Raw genomic sequence first — 16,731 nt, 5'->3', positions numbered from 1 at the left:
GGTCCCGGCACCCTGTGCGTCGTTCGTGAACCGCCCGGCTGCTACGCGTACGACGCGATGTCCCCGACGACCGAGAAACCCAGCCCGTACGCGCTCATCCCCCGCCCGTACGCCCCGATGTGGACGCCCTGCGCCGATCCCGCCAGCACCCAGCCGAATTCGGACTCGCGGTAGTGGAAGGGCACCGGCACACCGTCGACCGGCAGGGACAGCGCCGACCAGGCGGGGCCCTCCAGGTCGTCGGCGAGCTCGAACGCCGTCTCCGTCTGCTGGTCCAGCCAGTCGTCGCGCAGGGTGTGGTCCATCTGCGGAGGCCAGGTGTAGGCCAGCAGGCCGGAGCCGGCCAGCCAGGCGGCGGAGGAGACGGTCGTCGCGTCCAGGACGCCCGTGCCGTCGCCGCTGCGCCGCACCGGGCTGCTGGCCACGGTCACGACGACGGCGAACCGCTGCTTGTCCGCACCGGAGTCGCCGCCCCGCACCGAAGGTTCGTCACCGTGACCGGTGGAGCCGTGCTGCACCGTGCCGTCCGCCGCGGTGCCCACCTGCATCAGCCAGCGGGGCCCGGTGAAGGCCTCGTCCAGTCCGTACCAGGGGAACGGCGCCTGCAGATAGCCGTCGACCGTGAGCCGGGCCGCCGGCACCCCCTCCGCCGTGGCTGTGTCCGGCGCACCATCCGCGCCCACCCGACTCGTTGTCTCCATCTGCCCGGCCGCCTCCTCGATCGTCAAGGTCCGGAACGGCCCGCCCCCCGCGGGCGTACTCACAACCGGACAGATGGAGAATAGCCATACCGTCCGGACGAGTCGGGATTGACCGGTGTCAGGTGGCGTCTGCGTCGAACGGCGGGTGGTCGGCCTTCGTGGGCTGCTCACGCTTCTTGAGCAGGTCGGGAGCGCCCGCCGAGCCGTTCGCGGCGGTGACCGCGGAAGCACTCGACACGCCGCTCTTCGCCTCGACGGCAGGGGTCTCGCGCCCGTTCACCGCGTCGGTGACCTCGGCGACCTCCTTGCGCAGGTCGAAGCTCTCCCGGATCTCCTTCAGCCCCAGATCGTCGTTGCCGTCCATGAGCTGCTTGCGGACGAACGTCTTGGGGTTGAGGTCCTCGAACTCGAAGTCCTTGAACTCCGGGCCGAGCTCCGTACGGATGTCTTCCTTGGCGCTCTCCGAGAACTCCCGGATCTTGCGGATGAAGCGCGAGGCGTCCTGGATGACCTTGGGGAGCTTGTCCGGGCCGAAGACGAGCACGCCGATGATTGCGAGCGCCACCAGCTCGAGTGGGCCTATGTCATTGAACACCTTGCGGCTCCTCGTGTTCTCCGCGACCAGGTCGGATGAGGTCCGGACTCGGCCCACGGTACCCGGCGGAACTGTCCGGGCGGTAGCTCCTCATGGCCGTCACGTGCCCGTTGCCGAACCGAGCGTCAAAGTCATGGACAGGTCTTTACCACCGCGGGTCAGCGTCAGCTTCAGCCGGTCACCTGGGCGGTGCGAGCGGATCTTCACTATCAGTTCCTCGCCGCTGTGCACCCGCCTGCCGTCCACTTCGGTGATGACGTCACCGGGCTGAATGCCCGCCTTGGCACCGGGACCGCCCTCGGTCACGGAGGACTTGCCGTCGGCGCCCTTGGGCCCGACCTTGGCGCCGTCCCCCGTGTACTTCATGTCGAGGCTCACACCGATCACCGGGTGGGTGGCCTTCCCGGTGTTGATGAGCTCCTCGGCGACGCGCTTGCCCTGGTTGATCGGGATGGCGAAGCCGAGGCCGATGGAGCCGGCCTGCCCGCCCTCCGTGGTCGAGCCGCTGTCCGCGGCGCGGATGGCGCTGTTGATCCCGATGACGTGCGCGTCGGTGTCCACCAGCGGGCCGCCGGAGTTGCCCGGGTTGATCGGGGCGTCGGTCTGGAGCGCGTCGACGTAGCTGATGTCGCTGCCGTCGCCCTTCTCACCGCCGGCGGTGATCGGCCGGTCCTTGGCGCTGATGATGCCGGAGGTGACGGTGTTGGACAGGTCGAAGGGTGCGCCGATCGCCACCACCGGGTCCCCGACCTGCACGTTGTCGGAGTTGCCCAAGGGCAGGGGCTTCAGCCCCGAGACGCCGCTGACCTTGACCACGGCCAGGTCGTAGCCGCTGTCCTTGCCGATGATCTCGGCGCTCGCCGTCTCGCCGCCGCTGAACGTCACGGTGATCTCGCCGGAGGAACCGGCCGGGGCGACCACGTGGTTGTTGGTCAGGATGTGGCCCTGGTCGTCGAGGACGAAGCCGGTGCCGGTGCCGGATTCGGTGCTGCCGCTGACGTGCAGGGTGACCACGCTGGGCAGGGCGCTCGCCGCTATGCCCGCGACGCTGTCGGGGGCGCGTCCGCCGCCGTTCCGCTCGTCCTGGGGCAGTTCGACCGCGGTGAGGCCGCCGTTGCGCTCTATGTAGGCGCCGATGCCGCCACCGATGCCGCCCGCCACCAGGGCGAGGAGCAGTGCACCGATGAGGACCGGTCCACGCCGGTTCTTCCGGCGGCCGTCGGGGCCGAGCGGCGGCCCGGGCTGGGTGATGAGCGGCTGCCGGGGAGCGCCCCAGGGGTCGTACTGGAGCCACTGTGGCGACGGGGGCTGGGGGTGCGGCTGCGACTGGGGGTGGGGGTGGGCGGCCTGGAGGTGGGCGCCCCGCCCCGGGCCCTGGGGGTGCGGCGGCAGCGGGGGCGGGGCCTGGAAGGCGGGCGCAGGGGTGGGCGGGGCCGTCATGCCGGAGCCGTTCGTTCCCGCGTAGGCCGGGGGTACGGGGGTGCCGTGCGCCGGGGTCGGCCGCTGCACGGGCGGTGCGGGCGCCCAGGGGCCGGGGCCACCGTAGGGCGGGGTGCTGTACTGGTCGGGCTCGTGGAGCGGCTGCGCGGCCTGCGGCGCGGGTGCCGCGGTCTCGGCTGTCGCGGTGTCGGTTGTCGCCGTCCCGGCTGTCACGGTCTCAGGTCCCGCGGCATCGTGCGGCACGGCCTGGGGTGCCTCGCTCACCGCCGGAGCATCTGCCGGGGGCCCCGGGGGCATCGCGTCCTCGACGGGCGACGGCTCCTGAGGCGCTGTGGGCGTGCTGCGTCCCGGCGCGGGCCGGCTCCACCACTTCGCCTTCGGCTCGGTGGTCTTCCCGTCGTCCATGCTCTCCCCGCAACTGCCGTAACCGGCCTCTGCACACCCCGGCAGGGGCGTCCCTCCGGAAATCCTGCCGGAATTCAACCAGGTTTACGGATGCCCTGCGCAGCCCCGTACGCAGACCTTCATCGGCGGCGGGGCGAAAGCGACAGGCCGTGCTCGGCGGGGGCCGGTGCTCCGGCGGCCGACGTGGGGGTCCGCGACGGCTCCGCAGAGGGCGCAGCGGATTCGGCCGGGCCGAGTCCGCTGCCGAGGGCACGCGCGAAGAGCGGGTTGCTCGCGTCGGGACGTATCAGCGAGGGCGCGGACACGGTGGACTGGACGGGAAGGGCGAACGGGTTCCCGTTGAGACTGCCGGCGCCGAGCAGGGAGGGTGCCGCGGTGAACGCCAGCGGTGCGGCATTCACCGCGAGCGAGAACGGGCGGTCGGTGCCTGCCGCGGCGAGTGTGCCGTGGCTGCCGCCTCCGCGACGGCTGACTGTGCCGCTCCCGGCCCGGGCGTCGGCGTCGAGCGGGGCCACGGTGTTGCCCGGGCCCTCGGCCCGCGTGGGAGTCTCGGTGCCGGCGTCCGTCGGCAGGGCGCCGCCGAGTGCGATGGCGGCCAGCGAAACGGCACTGGCTGCCGCGAAGGCGAACCGGCGTCCCCGCCACGGTGAGCGATCGCCCTCGCGGCCGACCTCGTGGATCCGGAAGGCGGAACCGGCCGGTCCGGCCGGCAGCACCGCGGTCGAGCCGTGCAGAGTCGGGAGGTAGCCGAAGGCGGGCGGCAGGGAGCCGTCCGAGGATGTCTGGGCTCGGCTGCCCGAGGGCTGCATCACCGGGAAGACCCCGTCACCGAAGCGGCCTGAGTCTCCCAACGGTCTTCCCCGGCTGTCGCCGTCACCACCGGGGCCGCCGGGAAGGCCCTGGAGCCGGGCAAGGAACCCCTCCGAGGGCGAGGGCGGGGCCGACTGCGCGAAGACACTCTTCAGGCGCCGCTGGGCGGCAGCCTCGGCCTTGCACTTGGCGCAGGTCGCGAGGTGAGCGAGCACCCGGTCGCGGGCGTCGTGCTTCAGCTCGCCGTCGACAAGCGCGGCGAGACGGTCTCCCAAATGCTGTTCCGCGGAGGTCGGACCTGTGCCGCTCACGCCGTTCCGCCCTCCCCCGACACAAGTGCTCCCGCCAGCGAACGCTGCTCGGCACGGGCCTCGGGTGAGCGGTGCTGCAGCGCCTTGCGCAGGTGCGAGCGCCCGCGGTGGATACGGCTGCGCACGGTGCCGAGCTTCACGCCGAGTGTCGCGGCGATCTCCTCGTAAGAAAGTCCCTCGATGTCGCAGAGCACGACCGCGGCCCGGAATTCGGGCGCAAGGGTGTCCAGGGCCTGCTGGACGTCCGCGTCGAAGTGGGTGTCGTTGAAGACCTGCTGCGGCGACGGCTCACGGCTCGGCAGGCGCTCGGCGGCGTCGTCCCCGAGGGAGTCGAAACGGATGCGCTGCTTGCGGCGGACCATGTCCAGGAACAGGTTGGTCGTGATGCGGTGCAGCCAGCCCTCGAAGGTGCCGGGCGTGTACGTCGACAGCGAACGGAACACCCGGACGAAGACCTCCTGAGTGAGATCCTCGGCGTCGTGCTGGTTACCCGTCAGTCGGTAGGCAAGGCGGTAGACACGACCGCTGTGCGTGCTGACGATCTCTTCCCATGAGGGCGGCGTCCACGCCTGGGAGTCCGCATCTGAGGCGAAGGTCGCGGTCGGTGCGGAGTCGTTGGAAGAACGGTCAGCAATGTTGGTCACGGATTTCGGCTCACCCGCCGACCTGAGAAAGCGCCACAGCACTCCTCCCCGATCCACAGGCGCAGCCGCACCTCCCCTGTCGGCTCTGGTGGTGTCCAGTAGAGCCCCTACCATAGCCACCTCGCCCGTTAGCTCCGGATAAGCCTTTTTCCTGCTGGGGCCGGGGTCTCCCCCGGGAACCGCCTGCCCGCCGGTCCGGCGCCCGATCTGCGGGCCCGGTCCAGGTGCTTTCCCCTGTCCTTGTCTAACGCCCGGTCCCATCTGCGGGTTCCCGGGTGCAGCGGATACAGTCACCGTTGCGCCAACTACGGGGACAGGAGAGGGTCATCACCGCCAACCGGCAGACGAGCTGGGCGTTCGCCGACGCCTTTGTCGCCGAGGACGAAGCACTGCGCTGGGCCCGGGACCGGGCACGGGACGCGGGGCTGCGCTCGGTGTCGCCAGGCACCGGCTCCGCGCTGCGCCTGCTTGCTGCCACGACGGACGCCAAGGCGGTGGCCGAGATCGGCACCGGGACGGGCGTGTCCGGCCTCTATCTGCTGCACGGCATGCGGCCGGACGGGGTGCTGACCACGGTCGACCCGGAACCCGAGCGCCAGCAGTTCGCCCGTGAGGCGTTCCGCGCGGCGGGTTTCGCCGCCAACCGGGCCCGCTTCATCCCCGGCCGCGCCCTCGACGTACTCCCCCGGCTGGCGGACGGCGGATACGACCTCGTGTTCTGCGACGGCGACCGGATGGAGAGCCTGGACTGCCTCGCTGAATCGTTGCGCCTGCTGCGACCTGGCGGTCTGGTCTGCTTCGAGGGCGTCTTCGCGGACGGCCGTACGGTCGACTCCGCCGCCCAGCCCGCGGAGGTGCTGCGCCTGCGCGAGCTGCTGCGCGCGGTCCGCGAGAGCCAGGAGCTGATGGCGACGCTGCTGCCGGTGGGCGACGGCCTGCTCTGCGCGGTACGACGCGGCTGACCCGGCGGGCGGGCGCCATGCCCGGCAGAGCGCGTCATGTCCACGGATACACCACTGCCCCGGCACGGAGACCGTGCCGGGGCAGTGGTGAAGTGTGGGCGCCTCTGCTAGCCGACGACCTTCTTGAGGGCATCGCCGAGTGCATCGGCCTCGTCCGGAGTCAGCTCCACGACAAGCCGACCGCCGCCTTCGAGCGGAACGCGCATGACGATGCCCCGCCCCTCCTTTGTCACCTCGAGCGGGCCGTCGCCCGTCCGCGGCTTCATGGCCGCCATGCTCGTTCCCCTTCCTGAAACCAGCTCATCGCAACCGGCGGCCCCATGACAGGCGCTGCCTCACCGGCATCGAACACATTGCTTCCAGGCCATTATCCCGCATCACAGACCCCGATGACCAACATCGCTCTGCATCGCTTGCGCAACGCGCTCACTCAAAACCACCCAATTCGGCGATCCGACTGCGATACTCCGTCCCCTTCCGCCCCTCATCGGAGCGGAATTGTTAGACGCAGGTCACATGTTCGCCTCCACCGAAGTCGGCCATGCTTGCCTCGACAGGCATTTTGAACGAGGCGTAAAGGGGACCCCACATGGCTGATCACGACGATTCCGTGCTCTACGCAGTGAACGACGGACTCGCGACGATCACGATCAACCGTCCCGACGCGATGAACGCCATGAACACCGCAGCCAAGGTGGCCCTGCGCGACGCCCTGCAGGCGGCCGGCGCCGACACCGCTGTGCGGGCGGTTCTTCTCACCGCGTCCGGCGGGCGCGCCTTCTGTGTCGGCCAGGACCTCAGGGAACACCTCTCCAAGCTGTCCGAGGTCCGCGCGTCGGGCGGCGGCAACGCACTCAGCACGGTGCAGGAGCACTACAACCCGATCGTGCGGGCGATCACCGAAATGCCGAAGCCGGTCGTCGCCGGTGTCAACGGCGCCGCGGCCGGTGCGGGCTTCGGTTTCGCACTCGCCTGCGACTACCGGGTCGCCGCCGACACCGCCTCGTTCAACACCTCGTTCGCCGGGGTCGCTCTCACGGCGGACTCGGGCGTCTCCTGGACGCTGCCCCGGCTGATCGGCCACAGCCGCGCCGCCGATCTGCTGCTCTTCCCGCGCTCCATCTCCGCCAAGGACGCGCACGACCTGGGCATCGTGAACAGGCTGGTGCCCGCCGCCGATCTCGTCGCCGAGGCCGCCGCGGTCGCCCGCGCCCTGGCGGACGGCCCGACGGTGGCGTACGCAGCGCTCAAGGAGTCCCTCGCCTACGGCGCCGGTCACACCCTGGGCGAGGCGCTGGAGAAGGAGGACGAACTCCAGACGAGGGCGGGCGCGTCGCAGGACCACGCGATCGCTGTGCAGGCGTTCCTCGACAAGGAGAAGCCGAAGTACCTCGGCCAGTAGCCCTTACGCCACGGCGCCGCCGCCGCGGGCCACGCAGTCGGCGAGATGGTCGTCGACCAGGCCGCACGCCTGCATCAGGGCGTAGGCCGTGGTCGGACCGATGAACCGCAGCCCGCGCTTCTTGAGGTCCTTCGACAGTGCCGTGGACTCCGCGGTGACGGCCGCTACGTCCCCGAGGACGCGTGGGGCGGGGCGGCTCGCCGGATCGGGGGCGTGCGACCAGATCAGCTCGTCCAGCTCGCCGTCCCGCCAGCCGGACAGCGTCCGGGCGTTGGCGAGAGTGGCATCGATCTTCGCCCGGTTGCGGATGATGCCCGCGTCGGCGAGGAGCCGCTCCCGGTCCGCGTCGGTGAACGCCGCCACCTTCGGGATGCTGAACCCGTCGAACGCGCTGCGGAAGCCTTCCCGGCGGCGCAGGATCGTCAGCCAGGACAGCCCGGACTGGAACGCCTCCAGGCACAGCCGTTCGAAGAGGGCGTCGTCACCGTGGACCGGGCGGCCCCACTCGGTGTCGTGGTAGACGAGGTAGTCCTCGGTGGCCAGACCCCACGGGCAGCGCAGTCCGCCGTCCGCCGCCGCTTCGGCGCCGCTCATCGGCCGGTCTCCTCGTCGGGGCGCGGGGCGCGCGGGTCCTCGTCCGCCGGGGACGGGGACTGCGGGGACGGGGACTGCGGGGACGGCTCCGGCGCCTCCCAGGGCGCCTGTGGGCGGTCCTCGGGCTGCTTCAGAAGATCGGGACGGCCGGCTCTCGTGGCCTGGGCGCCGGCGAGCGCAGACTCCAGCTCCGCGATTCGCGCGTCCCGCTCGGCGAGCTCGGCACCGAGACGGCCCAGCGCGTCGTCCACATCGGCCATCCGATAGCCGCGGGCTGCGACGGGCAGCCGGAGCGCCTCGACATCCGCCCGGCCGACCGGGCGCGTCGCGGGCAGCGGATCCGTCAGCTGCTCGGGCGCCACGTCCTGCAGGACGGCAGTCTTCCCTCCACCGACCACCGCGAGGGTGACCGCGGCAACCACCACCACCATCGCGAGCAGCAAGAACCAGAACACGCGTATCTCCCCGGGAGCGGAATTCGTCCGGGTCCGATCGTGCCATGAGGTGCTGACAGTTAGGGTCGCAGTCGGCTCCGGTCGAGATCTACTGGGCAAATTCAAAGGAGAGACACGGGATGCGAAGCGGTGCGCTCAGGCTGGGTCGGCGCGAGTTCGGTGCGCACGAGCCGGTGATCATGGCGATCGTGAACCGCACCCCGGACTCCTTCTACGACCAGGGCGCCACCTTCCGCGACGAGCCCGCGCTCTCCCGGGTCGAGCAGGCCGTGGCCGACGGTGCCGCGATCATCGACATCGGCGGGGTGAAAGCGGGCCCCGGCGAGGAGGTCACCGCCGAGGAGGAGGCCCGTCGCACCGTCGGTTTCGTCGCCGAGGTCCGCCGCCGCCACCCGGACGTGGTGATCAGCGTCGACACCTGGCGCCACGACGTCGGCGAGGCCGTCTGCGAGGCCGGCGCGGACCTGCTGAACGACGCGTGGGGCGGGGTCGACCCGAAGCTGGCGGAGGTCGCCGCGCGGTACGGGGCGGGTCTCGTCTGCACCCACGCGGGCGGCGCCGAGCCGCGCACCCGGCCGCACCGGGCCGGGTACGAGGACGTGATGGCCGACATCCTGCGGGTGACCGAGGGGCTGGCGGAGCGGGCCGTGGAACTGGGCGTCCGGCCGGACGGGATCATGATCGACCCCGGTCACGACTTCGGGAAGAACACCCGGCACTCGCTGGAGGCGACGCGCCGGCTCGGCGAGATGGCGGAGACGGGGTGGCCGGTGCTGGTCTCGCTCTCCAACAAGGACTTCGTCGGCGAGACGCTCGACCGGCCGGTGAAGGAGCGGCTGCTCGGCACGCTGGCGACGACCGCGGTGTCCGCGTGGCTGGGGGCGCGGGTGTACCGGGTCCACGAGGTGGCGGAGACGCGGGACGTCCTGGACATGGTGGCGTCCATCGCGGGGCGCCGGGCGCCGGCGGTCGCGCGGCGCGGGTTGGCGTAGCCGGGGGCGGGGGTGGGCCGGGGCGGGCGGGTCGCGCCTGCGGCGGGCCTTGTCCTCTGCCCGCCCCTTCCCGTAACCGGGGCTCCGCCCCGGACCCCGCTCCTCGAACGCCGGCGGGGCTGATATTTACCGCCCGACCTCCTTGGTCACCAGGTTCACCGCTTCGTCCACGTCGTCCGTGACGTGGAACAGCAGGAGGTCCTTCGCGGAGGCCTTGCCCTGGGCCACCACCGTGTCACGCAGCCAGTCGACCAGGCCGCCCCAGTACGCCGTACCGAACAGCACGATCGGGAAGCGGGTGACCTTGCCCGTCTGGACGAGGGTGAGGGCCTCGAAGAGCTCGTCCAGGGTGCCGAGGCCGCCGGGCAGGACGACGAAGCCTTGCGCATACTTCACAAACATCGTTTTCCGCACAAAGAAGTAGCGGAAATTGACGCCGATGTCGACGTGCGGGTTGAGGCCGGACTCGAAGGGAAGCTCGATGCCGAGGCCGACCGAGACCCCCTTCGCCTCCCGCGCCCCCTTGTTCGCCGCCTCCATCGCTCCGGGACCGCCCCCGGTGATCACCGCGAAGCCCGCCTCGACGAGCGCCCGGCCGATCCGTACACCCGCCTCGTACTCCGGTGTGCCCGCCGGTGTGCGGGCGGAGCCGAAGACGCTGATGGCGCTCGGCAGTTCGGCGAGTGCACCGAAGCCCTCGACGAACTCCGACTGGATGCGCATGACCCGCCACGGGTCGGTGTGCACCCACTCGGAGTCGCCCTCGGAGTCCAGCAACCGCTGATCGGTCGTGCCGGGCTGTACCTGGTCCCTGCGGCGCAGCACCGGGCCGAGCCGCTGTTCCTCGGGCCTGACCGCTCCCTCGGGTACCTCTGCGCCCTCAGGGATCCTTGCGTCCTCCGGGTTGCCCATGACCTGCTCCCTACGCCGACGTCAGAGCCGCCCTGCGGCGCTCTGTCTCAGGCCAGCGTAGATCCCCGGAGGTTACGGACAGGGGAACGCCCGAGGTCAGGTCGTGAGCCAGGAGCGGAGCCGGTCCTCGCAGTGGGTGATCCGGTCGGTCCGCACGTGCTCGTTGCGCTTGTGCGCGAGGATCGGGTCGCCGGGGCCGTAGTTCACCGCGGGGACGCCGAGCGAGCCGAAGCGCGCCACGTCCGTCCAGCCGAACTTGGGCCGGGCCGTGCCTCCGACGGCGTCCATGAAGGCCTTGGCCGCCGGGTGGGAGAGCCCGGGCATGGCAGCGCCCGAGTGGTCGTCGACGATGAATTCGGCGACGCCGCAGTCGGCGAAGACCTCACGGACGTGGGCCAGGGCCTCCTCGGGGCCCAGGTCCGGGGCGTAGCGGTAGTTGACGACGACCGTGCAGGCGTCGGGGATGACGTTGTTGGCGACGCCACCCTCGATCCGTACGGCGTTGAGACCCTCGTGGTACTCCAGCCCGTCGATCACCGGCTTGCGCGGCTCGTACGCGGCGAGCCTGGCCAGGATGGGGGCGGCGCCGTGGATGGCGTTGGACCCCATCCAGCTGCGCGCGGAGTGGGCCCGCTCGCCCTCCGTACGGAGGAAGACCCGCAACGTGCCCTGGCAGCCGCCCTCCACCTCGCCGTTGGAGCCCTCCAGGAGGACGGCGAAGTCGGCCGTCAGCCAGTCGGGGTGGGCGGCGGCGATGTGCCCCAGGCCGTTGAGGTCGGCGGCCACCTCTTCGTTGTCGTAGAAGACGAAGGTGAGGTCGCGGTTGGGCTCGGGCACCGTCGCGGCGATCCTCAGCTGGACGGCGACGCCCGACTTCATGTCGGAGCTCCCGCAGCCCCACAGCAGACCGTCCTCGTCGAGCCTGGAGGGCACGTTGTCGGCGATCGGCACGGTGTCGATGTGACCGGCCAGTACGACGCGTTCGCCGCGGCCCAGGTTCGTCCTGGCAACGACGTTGTTGCCGTGCCGGTCGACGGTCAGGTGCGGAAGGGTCCGCAGCGCCGACTCGATGGCATCGGCGAGGTCCTTCTCCTCCCCGCTGACCGAGGGGAAGTCGACGAGCCACGCGGTGAGGGCGGGCCCGTCCGATGTGAGGTCAAGCGTGCTTTCGGCCATGGCTACGACCCTAGTCCCTCGCGTACGGTGGCCCCGTGCCCCGGACCGTTGCCCCCGCCCGCCGACACACCGCCCGCAGCCGCCGTCTGCGCATCGTGGCGGCCTTTGCCGTGCTCGTGGCGGTGGCCGGGTATCTGACCGTGCAGTACGTGACGGGCAGCAAGGGTTCCGATCAGTGCACCGTGCGGTCGGCCGACGGTTCGGCGGGCGAGGGGCGCACCTACCGGCTGAGCTCGGAGCAGGCGTCGAACGCCGCGACGATCTCCGCGGTCGGCACCACCCGCGGCATGCCGGAGCGCGCGGTGACGATCGCGCTGGCGACGGCGCTGCAGGAGTCCGGGCTGCGCAACATCGAGCACGGCGACCGGGACTCGCTGGGCCTGTTCCAGCAGCGCCCCTCGCAGGGCTGGGGCACCGAGAAGCAGATCCTGGACCCGGTCTACTCGGCCGGGAAGTTCTACGAGCACCTGGCCGAGGTGCCCGGCTACTCGCGGCTGCCGCTCACCGTGGCCGCGCAGCGCGTCCAGCGCAGCGGCTTCCCGCAGGCCTACGCGAAGCACGAGCCGGACGCCGCGCTGCTGGCCGCCGCACTGACCGGCCGGACGCCGGCGGCCCTGAACTGCGAGCCGCCGCGGAGCACGGCCGGGACGGGCGGGATGACGAAGGTCCGGGCCGCGCTGGCGCGCTCCTTCGGCAAGGACGTGCTGCCTTCCGGGAACGCGGAGGACGCGGCGGGCACAGAGACCCCGGCCGCGGGTGCGACCGCGGGCGCCCTCTCGGTGCCGGTGGATACGGACCTCAGGTCCGGCAAGGGTGGCGCTCCGCAGCGCGGCTGGGAGCTCGCGCACTGGGCGGTCGCCCAGTCCGAGGCGCTCGGCATCGACGAGGTCGCGTACGCGGGCAAGCAGTGGAAATCCGAGGCGGGCTGGCGGACGGAGCAGAAGGAATCGGGCACCGCCGCGGTCCGCATACGCCTCGTGCAGTAGTACGACCCGTCACCCGCGCAGGGGGTCCACGCCCTCCCCGGGCGGGCTCCGCACAGCCTCCCCTGCACCCCCTCCCGTACACACGCATCCCCTTGCGGCCAAAGGGAAGTGACGGTTCGGCGGGTGACTGCGGAATGCATTGTTTGCCCGGGTTCCTCCGTTGCGGATTATGTGACGCATTACCCGATCTTTACCTCGGCCCACCGCAACCTCTCCCTCCCCCACGACGGTTGTCATGGCGTCCGACCCACGGACACCAGGTTTTCCCACCCCGTCGAAGGAGCATCATGTCCCTCCCCCTGACCCGTCGGATCGCCCGCACCGCGCTGCTGATCGCGGCGGGTGCGGCCCCCGTGGTCGGTGCGGCCGGTGCCGCAGGTGCCGCGGAGCTCCCGCAGGCCCCGGAGCTCGGCGGTCTCACCACCGTCGAAGGTGCCGGGCTCGGCAAGGCGGTCGAAGGCGCGGCCCAGCCGGCCACCGACAGCGCGGGCAAGGCCGGCGCCAAGGTCGTCGGGACCACCCTGCCGGTGGCGAGCAAGACCCTCGGCGAGACGGGCGCCAAGGCCGCGCCCGCAGCCAAGAGCGTCGGCAAGGCGGCCGAGGGCGGCGCGAGCGACACCCTCGGCGACGCGACCGGCGCCGTCACCAAGGGCGGCCTGCCGACGCAGGGCCTGCCCACCCAGGGCCTGCCGCTCGGCTGATCCGCACCCCGCCCGTACATGCGTAGACGCGAGGGCCTCGGGAGTGCGCACTCCCGAGGCCCTCGCGTCTACGTGTGCAGGGACTCAGCCCAGTCGCTTGACCGCGGCCGCCACGCGTTCGTCGGTGGCCGTGAACGCCACGCGCACGAAGTGGTCGCCCGCCGGCCCGTAGAAGTCCCCGGGCGCCACCAGGATGCCCAGCTCCGCCAGGTACGCCACGGTGTCCCAGCAGGGCTCGTCGCGGGTCGCCCACAGGTAGAGGCTCGCCTCGCTGTGCTCGATCCGGAAGCCGTGGGCCTCCAGGGCCGTACGCAGGGCCGCGCGCCTGTCCGCGTACCGCGTGCGCTGCTCGGCCACGTGGCGGTCGTCGCCGAGCGCCGCGACGGTCGCCGCCTGGACGGGGGCGGGCGTCATCATGCCGCCGTGCTTGCGGATCAGCAGCAGCTCGCTCAGCACGGCCGCGTCGCCCGCGATGAAGGCGGCGCGGTAGCCGGCGAGGTTGGAGCGCTTGGAGAGCGAGTGGACGGCGACGATGCCCTCGTACGTACCGCCGCAGACGTCCGGGTGGAGCACGGAGACCGGTTCGGCCTCCCAGCCCAGCTCCAGGTAGCACTCGTCGCTGAAGACCAGCACGTCGTGCTCGCGCGCCCAGGCGACGATCCGGGTCAGCTCGTCCTTGGCCAGGACCCGGCCGGTCGGGTTGGACGGCGAGTTGAGCCAGAGCAGCTTCAGTCCGGCCGGGTCGAGGTCGGTCGGGTCGTCGTAGGCGACGGGCTCGGCTCCGCAGAGCCGGGCGCCGACCTCGTACGTCGGGTAGGCGAGCCGCGGGTAGGCGACCTTGTCGCCGGCGCCGAGGCCGAGCTGCGTCGGCAGCCACGCCACCAGCTCCTTGGAGCCGACGACCGGCAGCACGTTCTCGTGCGTCACCGAGACCGCGCCCAGGCGGCGCTCCACCCAGCCGGTGAGGGCGTCACGCAGTGCGGCCGTCCCCCACACCGTCGGATAGCCGGGGCTGTCCGCTGCGGCGACGAGCGCCTGCTGGATCAGCTCGGGCACCGGGTCGACGGGCGTGCCGACGGACAGGTCCACGATGCCGTCCGGGTGGCTCTCGGCCGTCGACTTGTAGGGCACGAGCCTGTCCCAGGGAAAGACCGGGAGGCGGGAGGAGACTGCGGACACGGATCTCTGCTTTCTCGTACGGGGTTCACGCGGGCGGCACGGCATGGGCGGCCGGGAAAACACCTCGGTCCCGCACGGTGACGAGCCGTACGGGACCGGGGCGACGCACGTGCCGGGACGCTGCTACTGGTTCTGCGGCGGCAGCGCGGCGATGAACGCGTGGTCGCGCTCGATCAGACCCAGCTTGGAGGCACCACCCGGCGACCCGAGGTCGTCGAAGAACTCGACGTTCGCCTTGTAGTAGTCCTTCCACTCCTCCGGGGTGTCGTCCTCGTAGAAGATCGCTTCGACCGGACAGACCGGCTCGCAGGCTCCACAGTCGACGCACTCGTCCGGGTGGATGTACAAGGACCGCTGGCCCTCATAGATACAGTCGACGGGGCACTCTTCGATGCAGGCCTTGTCCTTTACGTCGACACAAGGCTGCGCGATGACGTAGGTCACGCTGTCGTTCCTCCTCGGTAGGGCGTTGGCTCTCGCGCGGGAGCGCGGCGTCGTCGATGCCCGCACCTAGTATCTCCGTTCCCGGGCACGATCCGAACAGGAGGGGCGGACAGAGCTGTGGAATTCACCATGGGCGGACGACTGGAAGTCCGAATTGCACCGGCTGACGTGGGCAAACGGGTATCAGTCCGGCGCCTGACCGAGGACGGCCCCCAGGGTCCGAAATTCACCGACACGGTCGGTGTTCTCACATCCTGGAACACGGGTGTGCTGTCAGTCACACCCAAGAGCGGTGAGTCCGTTCAGATCCCCGAATCGGCCCTGGTCGCGGGCAAGGTCGTGCCGGCCGCCCCGGCCCGCCGGCGTGGTCCCGCGGCCTCCTTCGCCGAACTCGCCCCCGTGTACGCGCGCGCCTGGCAGCCCGTGGAGAGCGAGCCGCTGGGCGACTGGCTGCTGCGCGCCGCCGGTGGTTTCACCCGGCGCGCCAACTCCGCGCTGCCGGTCGGCGATCCGGGCGTGCCGCTCGACGTGGCGCTCGGGCGGGTCAGGCAGTGGTACGCGGACCGGGAGCTGCCCGCGTACATCCAGACCGCGACCGGCGCCGAGGGCACGCAGGAGGAGTTGTGCGCGGCGCTGGAGGGTCTCGGATGGCGGCGCGAGGTGACCGCGGAGGTGCGGATCGCGGCGCTGGCCCCGATCGGCGATCTGGCGGCCGAGGTGTCTCGGGTGCGGCTGAGCCGCACGGTGGACGACGCGTGGTTCGCCCGCTACCAGCGCGTCGGGACGCCGGGACCGGAGGTGGCGGCGGTGCTGGGCAGTGGCCCCTCGGTGTGGTTCGCGGCCGTTCCGGGCGAGGCCGGGGACGAAGCGCCCGCCGCGATCGGGCGGTGTGTGGTGGACGGACGGTGGGCCGGCTTCATGGCCGTCGAGGTGGCTCCCGAGCACCGCAGGAAGGGGCTCGCCACCACCGTCATGACCGCGCTGGCCCGGCAGGCGATGGACGAGGGCGCGTCGGCCGCGTGGCTGCAGGTGGAGGCGGACAACGACGGCGCCCGTGGGCTGTACGACGGGATGGGCTTCGCGACGCACCACCTGTACCACCACTTCCGGGCGGCGTAGGGCGATGGCTCCCGAGAGGCACGACAAGGACGAGCTGCGCCGCCGCTTCGCCGAGGAGGCGCGGGCGGAACGGCCGGATCTGGCGCTGCTCTGCCTGCTGCTGGGTGCGGAGGCCGATCCCGCGCTGGACGCGAACGGGACGGACGCGGCGCAGATCGAACTGGACCGGCTCGCGGGCCTGCTGCCGTACGGTCTGCGCGGCGGGCACGCCTGGGCGTCGGCGCTGGCCGAACTGCTCGGTGAGCGGTACGGGTTCCAGGGTGCGTCGGCGGACTACCAGCGGCTGGAGTCCTCGCTGCTGCACCAGGTGCTGCGGCGGCGCCGGGGCCTGCCGATCCTGCTGTCGGTGGTGTGGATCGAGGTGGCGCGGCGGGCGGGCGCCCCGGTGTACGGGGTGGCGCTGCCCGGCCATTTCGTGGTCGGTTTCGGGGACCCGGCGGAGCGGGTACTGGCGGATCCGTTCGCCGGTGGGCGGCCGCTGACGGACCAGGACGCGGAACTGCTGGTGGCGGGCGCGACCGGGGAGCCGCTGGAGGCGTCGATGCTGGTGCCGGCGCAACCACTGGAGATCGTGCTGCGGATCCTGAACAACATCCGGGCGTGGGCGGCGGCCCGCCCTGAACGCAACGACGTGGCGCTGTGGGCGGTGGAGCTGTCCCTGCTCCTGCCCTCGCACCCGGCCAGGCTGCGCTACGAGCGGGCCCAGCTGCTGGTACGGAGCGGGGAGTTCCTGCGCGGGGCGGCGGAGATGGACGAGTACGCACAGGTGGTCGCGGACGTCGACCCGGCCTCCGCTGAGGCGGTGCGCCGGAGCGCGCGGGCGGCTCGGGCGATGCTGAACTGACGGTTCGCGTGCGGCCCGGGCGATGCTGAACCGGGAGCGCCCGGAACGGCCGGCCGCTC

The 16,731-nt window shown here is 71.8% G+C and carries 19 protein-coding genes; 7 read left to right on the top strand and 12 right to left on the bottom strand.

Annotated elements, in window-relative coordinates; translation table 11 throughout:
* Window positions 1–41 precede the first annotated feature (41 nt).
* From SH922_RS26365 to sigE, 5 genes are all read right to left on the bottom strand, one after another.
* Window positions 42–701, bottom strand: coding sequence for a hypothetical protein (locus tag SH922_RS26365; protein ID WP_393060324.1), 660 nt, complete (start codon window positions 699–701; stop codon window positions 42–44).
* Window positions 702–819: 118 nt separating this feature from the next.
* A complete protein-coding gene (locus SH922_RS26360) occupies window positions 820–1,296 on the bottom strand; it encodes a sec-independent translocase (protein ID WP_393060323.1) in 477 nt (158 codons plus the stop codon).
* Between the two features lie 99 nt (window positions 1,297–1,395).
* Complete coding sequence (locus SH922_RS26355; RefSeq protein WP_393060322.1) at window positions 1,396–3,141, bottom strand: S1C family serine protease; 1,746 nt, start codon at window positions 3,139–3,141, stop codon at window positions 1,396–1,398.
* A gap of 119 nt (window positions 3,142–3,260) precedes the next feature.
* Window positions 3,261–4,262: a zf-HC2 domain-containing protein gene (locus tag SH922_RS26350; protein ID WP_393060321.1), complete on the bottom strand. Its 1,002-nt coding sequence runs from the start codon at window positions 4,260–4,262 to the stop codon at window positions 3,261–3,263.
* Window positions 4,259–5,020: an RNA polymerase sigma factor SigE gene (sigE, locus tag SH922_RS26345; RefSeq protein ID WP_393060320.1), complete on the bottom strand. Its 762-nt coding sequence runs from the start codon at window positions 5,018–5,020 to the stop codon at window positions 4,259–4,261. The genes SH922_RS26350 and sigE overlap by 4 nt, the downstream gene beginning before the upstream one ends.
* Before the next feature lie 182 nt (window positions 5,021–5,202).
* Here sigE and SH922_RS26340 point away from each other — a divergent pair, with 182 nt between their 5' ends.
* Entirely contained in the window at window positions 5,203–5,868 is a 666-nt protein-coding gene (locus SH922_RS26340) for an O-methyltransferase (RefSeq protein WP_393060319.1), read from the top strand.
* 107 nt (window positions 5,869–5,975) lie between these two features.
* Here SH922_RS26340 and SH922_RS26335 read toward each other — a convergent pair whose 3' ends face one another.
* Window positions 5,976–6,143 (bottom strand): DUF3117 domain-containing protein, encoded by a 168-nt coding sequence (locus SH922_RS26335; RefSeq protein WP_003966491.1) that lies wholly within the window; start codon window positions 6,141–6,143, stop codon window positions 5,976–5,978.
* A gap of 314 nt (window positions 6,144–6,457) precedes the next feature.
* On the opposite strand from SH922_RS26335, the gene SH922_RS26330 reads away from it, so the two are divergent.
* Window positions 6,458–7,270 carry an enoyl-CoA hydratase/isomerase family protein gene (locus SH922_RS26330; RefSeq protein ID WP_393060318.1) on the top strand — a complete coding sequence of 271 codons (813 nt, stop codon included), beginning with the start codon at window positions 6,458–6,460 and terminating at the stop codon, window positions 7,268–7,270.
* A gap of 3 nt (window positions 7,271–7,273) precedes the next feature.
* Here SH922_RS26330 and SH922_RS26325 read toward each other — a convergent pair whose 3' ends face one another.
* Window positions 7,274–7,864, bottom strand: coding sequence for a DNA-3-methyladenine glycosylase I (locus SH922_RS26325; RefSeq protein ID WP_393060317.1), 591 nt, complete (start codon window positions 7,862–7,864; stop codon window positions 7,274–7,276).
* Window positions 7,861–8,319: a hypothetical protein gene (locus tag SH922_RS26320; protein ID WP_393060316.1), complete on the bottom strand. Its 459-nt coding sequence runs from the start codon at window positions 8,317–8,319 to the stop codon at window positions 7,861–7,863. Before SH922_RS26320 ends, SH922_RS26325 begins: the two co-directional genes overlap by 4 nt.
* Window positions 8,320–8,438: 119 nt before the next feature.
* Here SH922_RS26320 and folP point away from each other — a divergent pair, with 119 nt between their 5' ends.
* The gene (gene folP / locus SH922_RS26315) at window positions 8,439–9,311 is read left to right on the top strand and encodes a dihydropteroate synthase (protein ID WP_393060315.1); all 873 of its coding nucleotides are present in this window, start codon (window positions 8,439–8,441) and stop codon (window positions 9,309–9,311) included.
* Between the two features lie 126 nt (window positions 9,312–9,437).
* On the opposite strand, the gene SH922_RS26310 is transcribed toward folP, so the two are convergent.
* Together SH922_RS26310 and dapE are read right to left on the bottom strand one after the other, a co-directional pair.
* Window positions 9,438–10,223 (bottom strand): TIGR00730 family Rossman fold protein, encoded by a 786-nt coding sequence (locus tag SH922_RS26310; RefSeq protein WP_393060314.1) that lies wholly within the window; start codon window positions 10,221–10,223, stop codon window positions 9,438–9,440.
* Window positions 10,224–10,319: 96 nt separating this feature from the next.
* A complete protein-coding gene (dapE, locus tag SH922_RS26305) occupies window positions 10,320–11,399 on the bottom strand; it encodes a succinyl-diaminopimelate desuccinylase (RefSeq protein ID WP_393060313.1) in 1,080 nt (359 codons plus the stop codon).
* A gap of 35 nt (window positions 11,400–11,434) precedes the next feature.
* On the opposite strand from dapE, the gene SH922_RS26300 reads away from it, so the two are divergent.
* Together SH922_RS26300 and SH922_RS26295 are read left to right on the top strand one after the other, a co-directional pair.
* Window positions 11,435–12,385, top strand: coding sequence for a hypothetical protein (locus tag SH922_RS26300; RefSeq protein WP_393060312.1), 951 nt, complete (start codon window positions 11,435–11,437; stop codon window positions 12,383–12,385).
* 287 nt (window positions 12,386–12,672) lie between these two features.
* Window positions 12,673–13,086 carry an ATP-binding protein gene (locus SH922_RS26295; RefSeq protein ID WP_393060311.1) on the top strand — a complete coding sequence of 138 codons (414 nt, stop codon included), beginning with the start codon at window positions 12,673–12,675 and terminating at the stop codon, window positions 13,084–13,086.
* 84 nt (window positions 13,087–13,170) lie between these two features.
* Here SH922_RS26295 and dapC read toward each other — a convergent pair whose 3' ends face one another.
* Together dapC and fdxA are read right to left on the bottom strand one after the other, a co-directional pair.
* Complete coding sequence (gene dapC / locus SH922_RS26290) at window positions 13,171–14,265, bottom strand: succinyldiaminopimelate transaminase (protein WP_393060310.1); 1,095 nt, start codon at window positions 14,263–14,265, stop codon at window positions 13,171–13,173.
* Window positions 14,266–14,388: 123 nt separating this feature from the next.
* The gene (gene fdxA / locus SH922_RS26285) at window positions 14,389–14,709 is read right to left on the bottom strand and encodes a ferredoxin (protein ID WP_018956287.1); all 321 of its coding nucleotides are present in this window, start codon (window positions 14,707–14,709) and stop codon (window positions 14,389–14,391) included.
* A 117-nt stretch (window positions 14,710–14,826) separates the two neighbouring features.
* Between fdxA and SH922_RS26280 the strand changes: the two genes are divergently transcribed.
* Window positions 14,827–15,828 (top strand): GNAT family N-acetyltransferase, encoded by a 1,002-nt coding sequence (locus tag SH922_RS26280; RefSeq protein WP_393060309.1) that lies wholly within the window; start codon window positions 14,827–14,829, stop codon window positions 15,826–15,828.
* Between the two features lie 4 nt (window positions 15,829–15,832).
* Complete coding sequence (locus SH922_RS26275; protein WP_393060308.1) at window positions 15,833–16,672, top strand: transglutaminase-like domain-containing protein; 840 nt, start codon at window positions 15,833–15,835, stop codon at window positions 16,670–16,672.
* The last annotated feature ends 59 nt before the right edge of the window (window positions 16,673–16,731 follow it).

The sequence above is a fragment of the Streptomyces sp. LN549 genome (genome assembly GCF_043203805.1).
Taxonomy (GTDB): Bacteria; Actinomycetota; Actinomycetes; order Streptomycetales; family Streptomycetaceae; genus Streptomyces.
The sequence above is the reverse complement of the archived record's forward strand: the minus strand, read 5'-3'. Positions and strand labels throughout refer to the sequence as shown.

Excerpts from the sequence above, each read along its gene's own strand:
- SH922_RS26310 (WP_393060314.1), bottom strand. The coding sequence starts at position 10,223 with ATGGGCAACCCGGAGGACGCAAGGATCCCTGAGGGCGCAGAGGTACCC.
- SH922_RS26335 (WP_003966491.1), bottom strand. The coding sequence starts at position 6,143 with ATGGCGGCCATGAAGCCGCGGACGGGCGACGGCCCGCTCGAGGTGACA.
- sigE (WP_393060320.1), bottom strand. The coding sequence starts at position 5,020 with ATGGTAGGGGCTCTACTGGACACCACCAGAGCCGACAGGGGAGGTGCG.
- folP (WP_393060315.1), top strand. The coding sequence starts at position 8,439 with ATGCGAAGCGGTGCGCTCAGGCTGGGTCGGCGCGAGTTCGGTGCGCAC.
- SH922_RS26275 (WP_393060308.1), top strand. The coding sequence starts at position 15,833 with ATGGCTCCCGAGAGGCACGACAAGGACGAGCTGCGCCGCCGCTTCGCC.
- SH922_RS26355 (WP_393060322.1), bottom strand. The coding sequence starts at position 3,141 with ATGGACGACGGGAAGACCACCGAGCCGAAGGCGAAGTGGTGGAGCCGG.
- SH922_RS26295 (WP_393060311.1), top strand. The coding sequence starts at position 12,673 with ATGTCCCTCCCCCTGACCCGTCGGATCGCCCGCACCGCGCTGCTGATC.
- SH922_RS26330 (WP_393060318.1), top strand. The coding sequence starts at position 6,458 with ATGGCTGATCACGACGATTCCGTGCTCTACGCAGTGAACGACGGACTC.
- dapE (WP_393060313.1), bottom strand. The coding sequence starts at position 11,399 with ATGGCCGAAAGCACGCTTGACCTCACATCGGACGGGCCCGCCCTCACC.
- SH922_RS26325 (WP_393060317.1), bottom strand. The coding sequence starts at position 7,864 with ATGAGCGGCGCCGAAGCGGCGGCGGACGGCGGACTGCGCTGCCCGTGG.
- SH922_RS26365 (WP_393060324.1), bottom strand. The coding sequence starts at position 701 with ATGGAGACAACGAGTCGGGTGGGCGCGGATGGTGCGCCGGACACAGCC.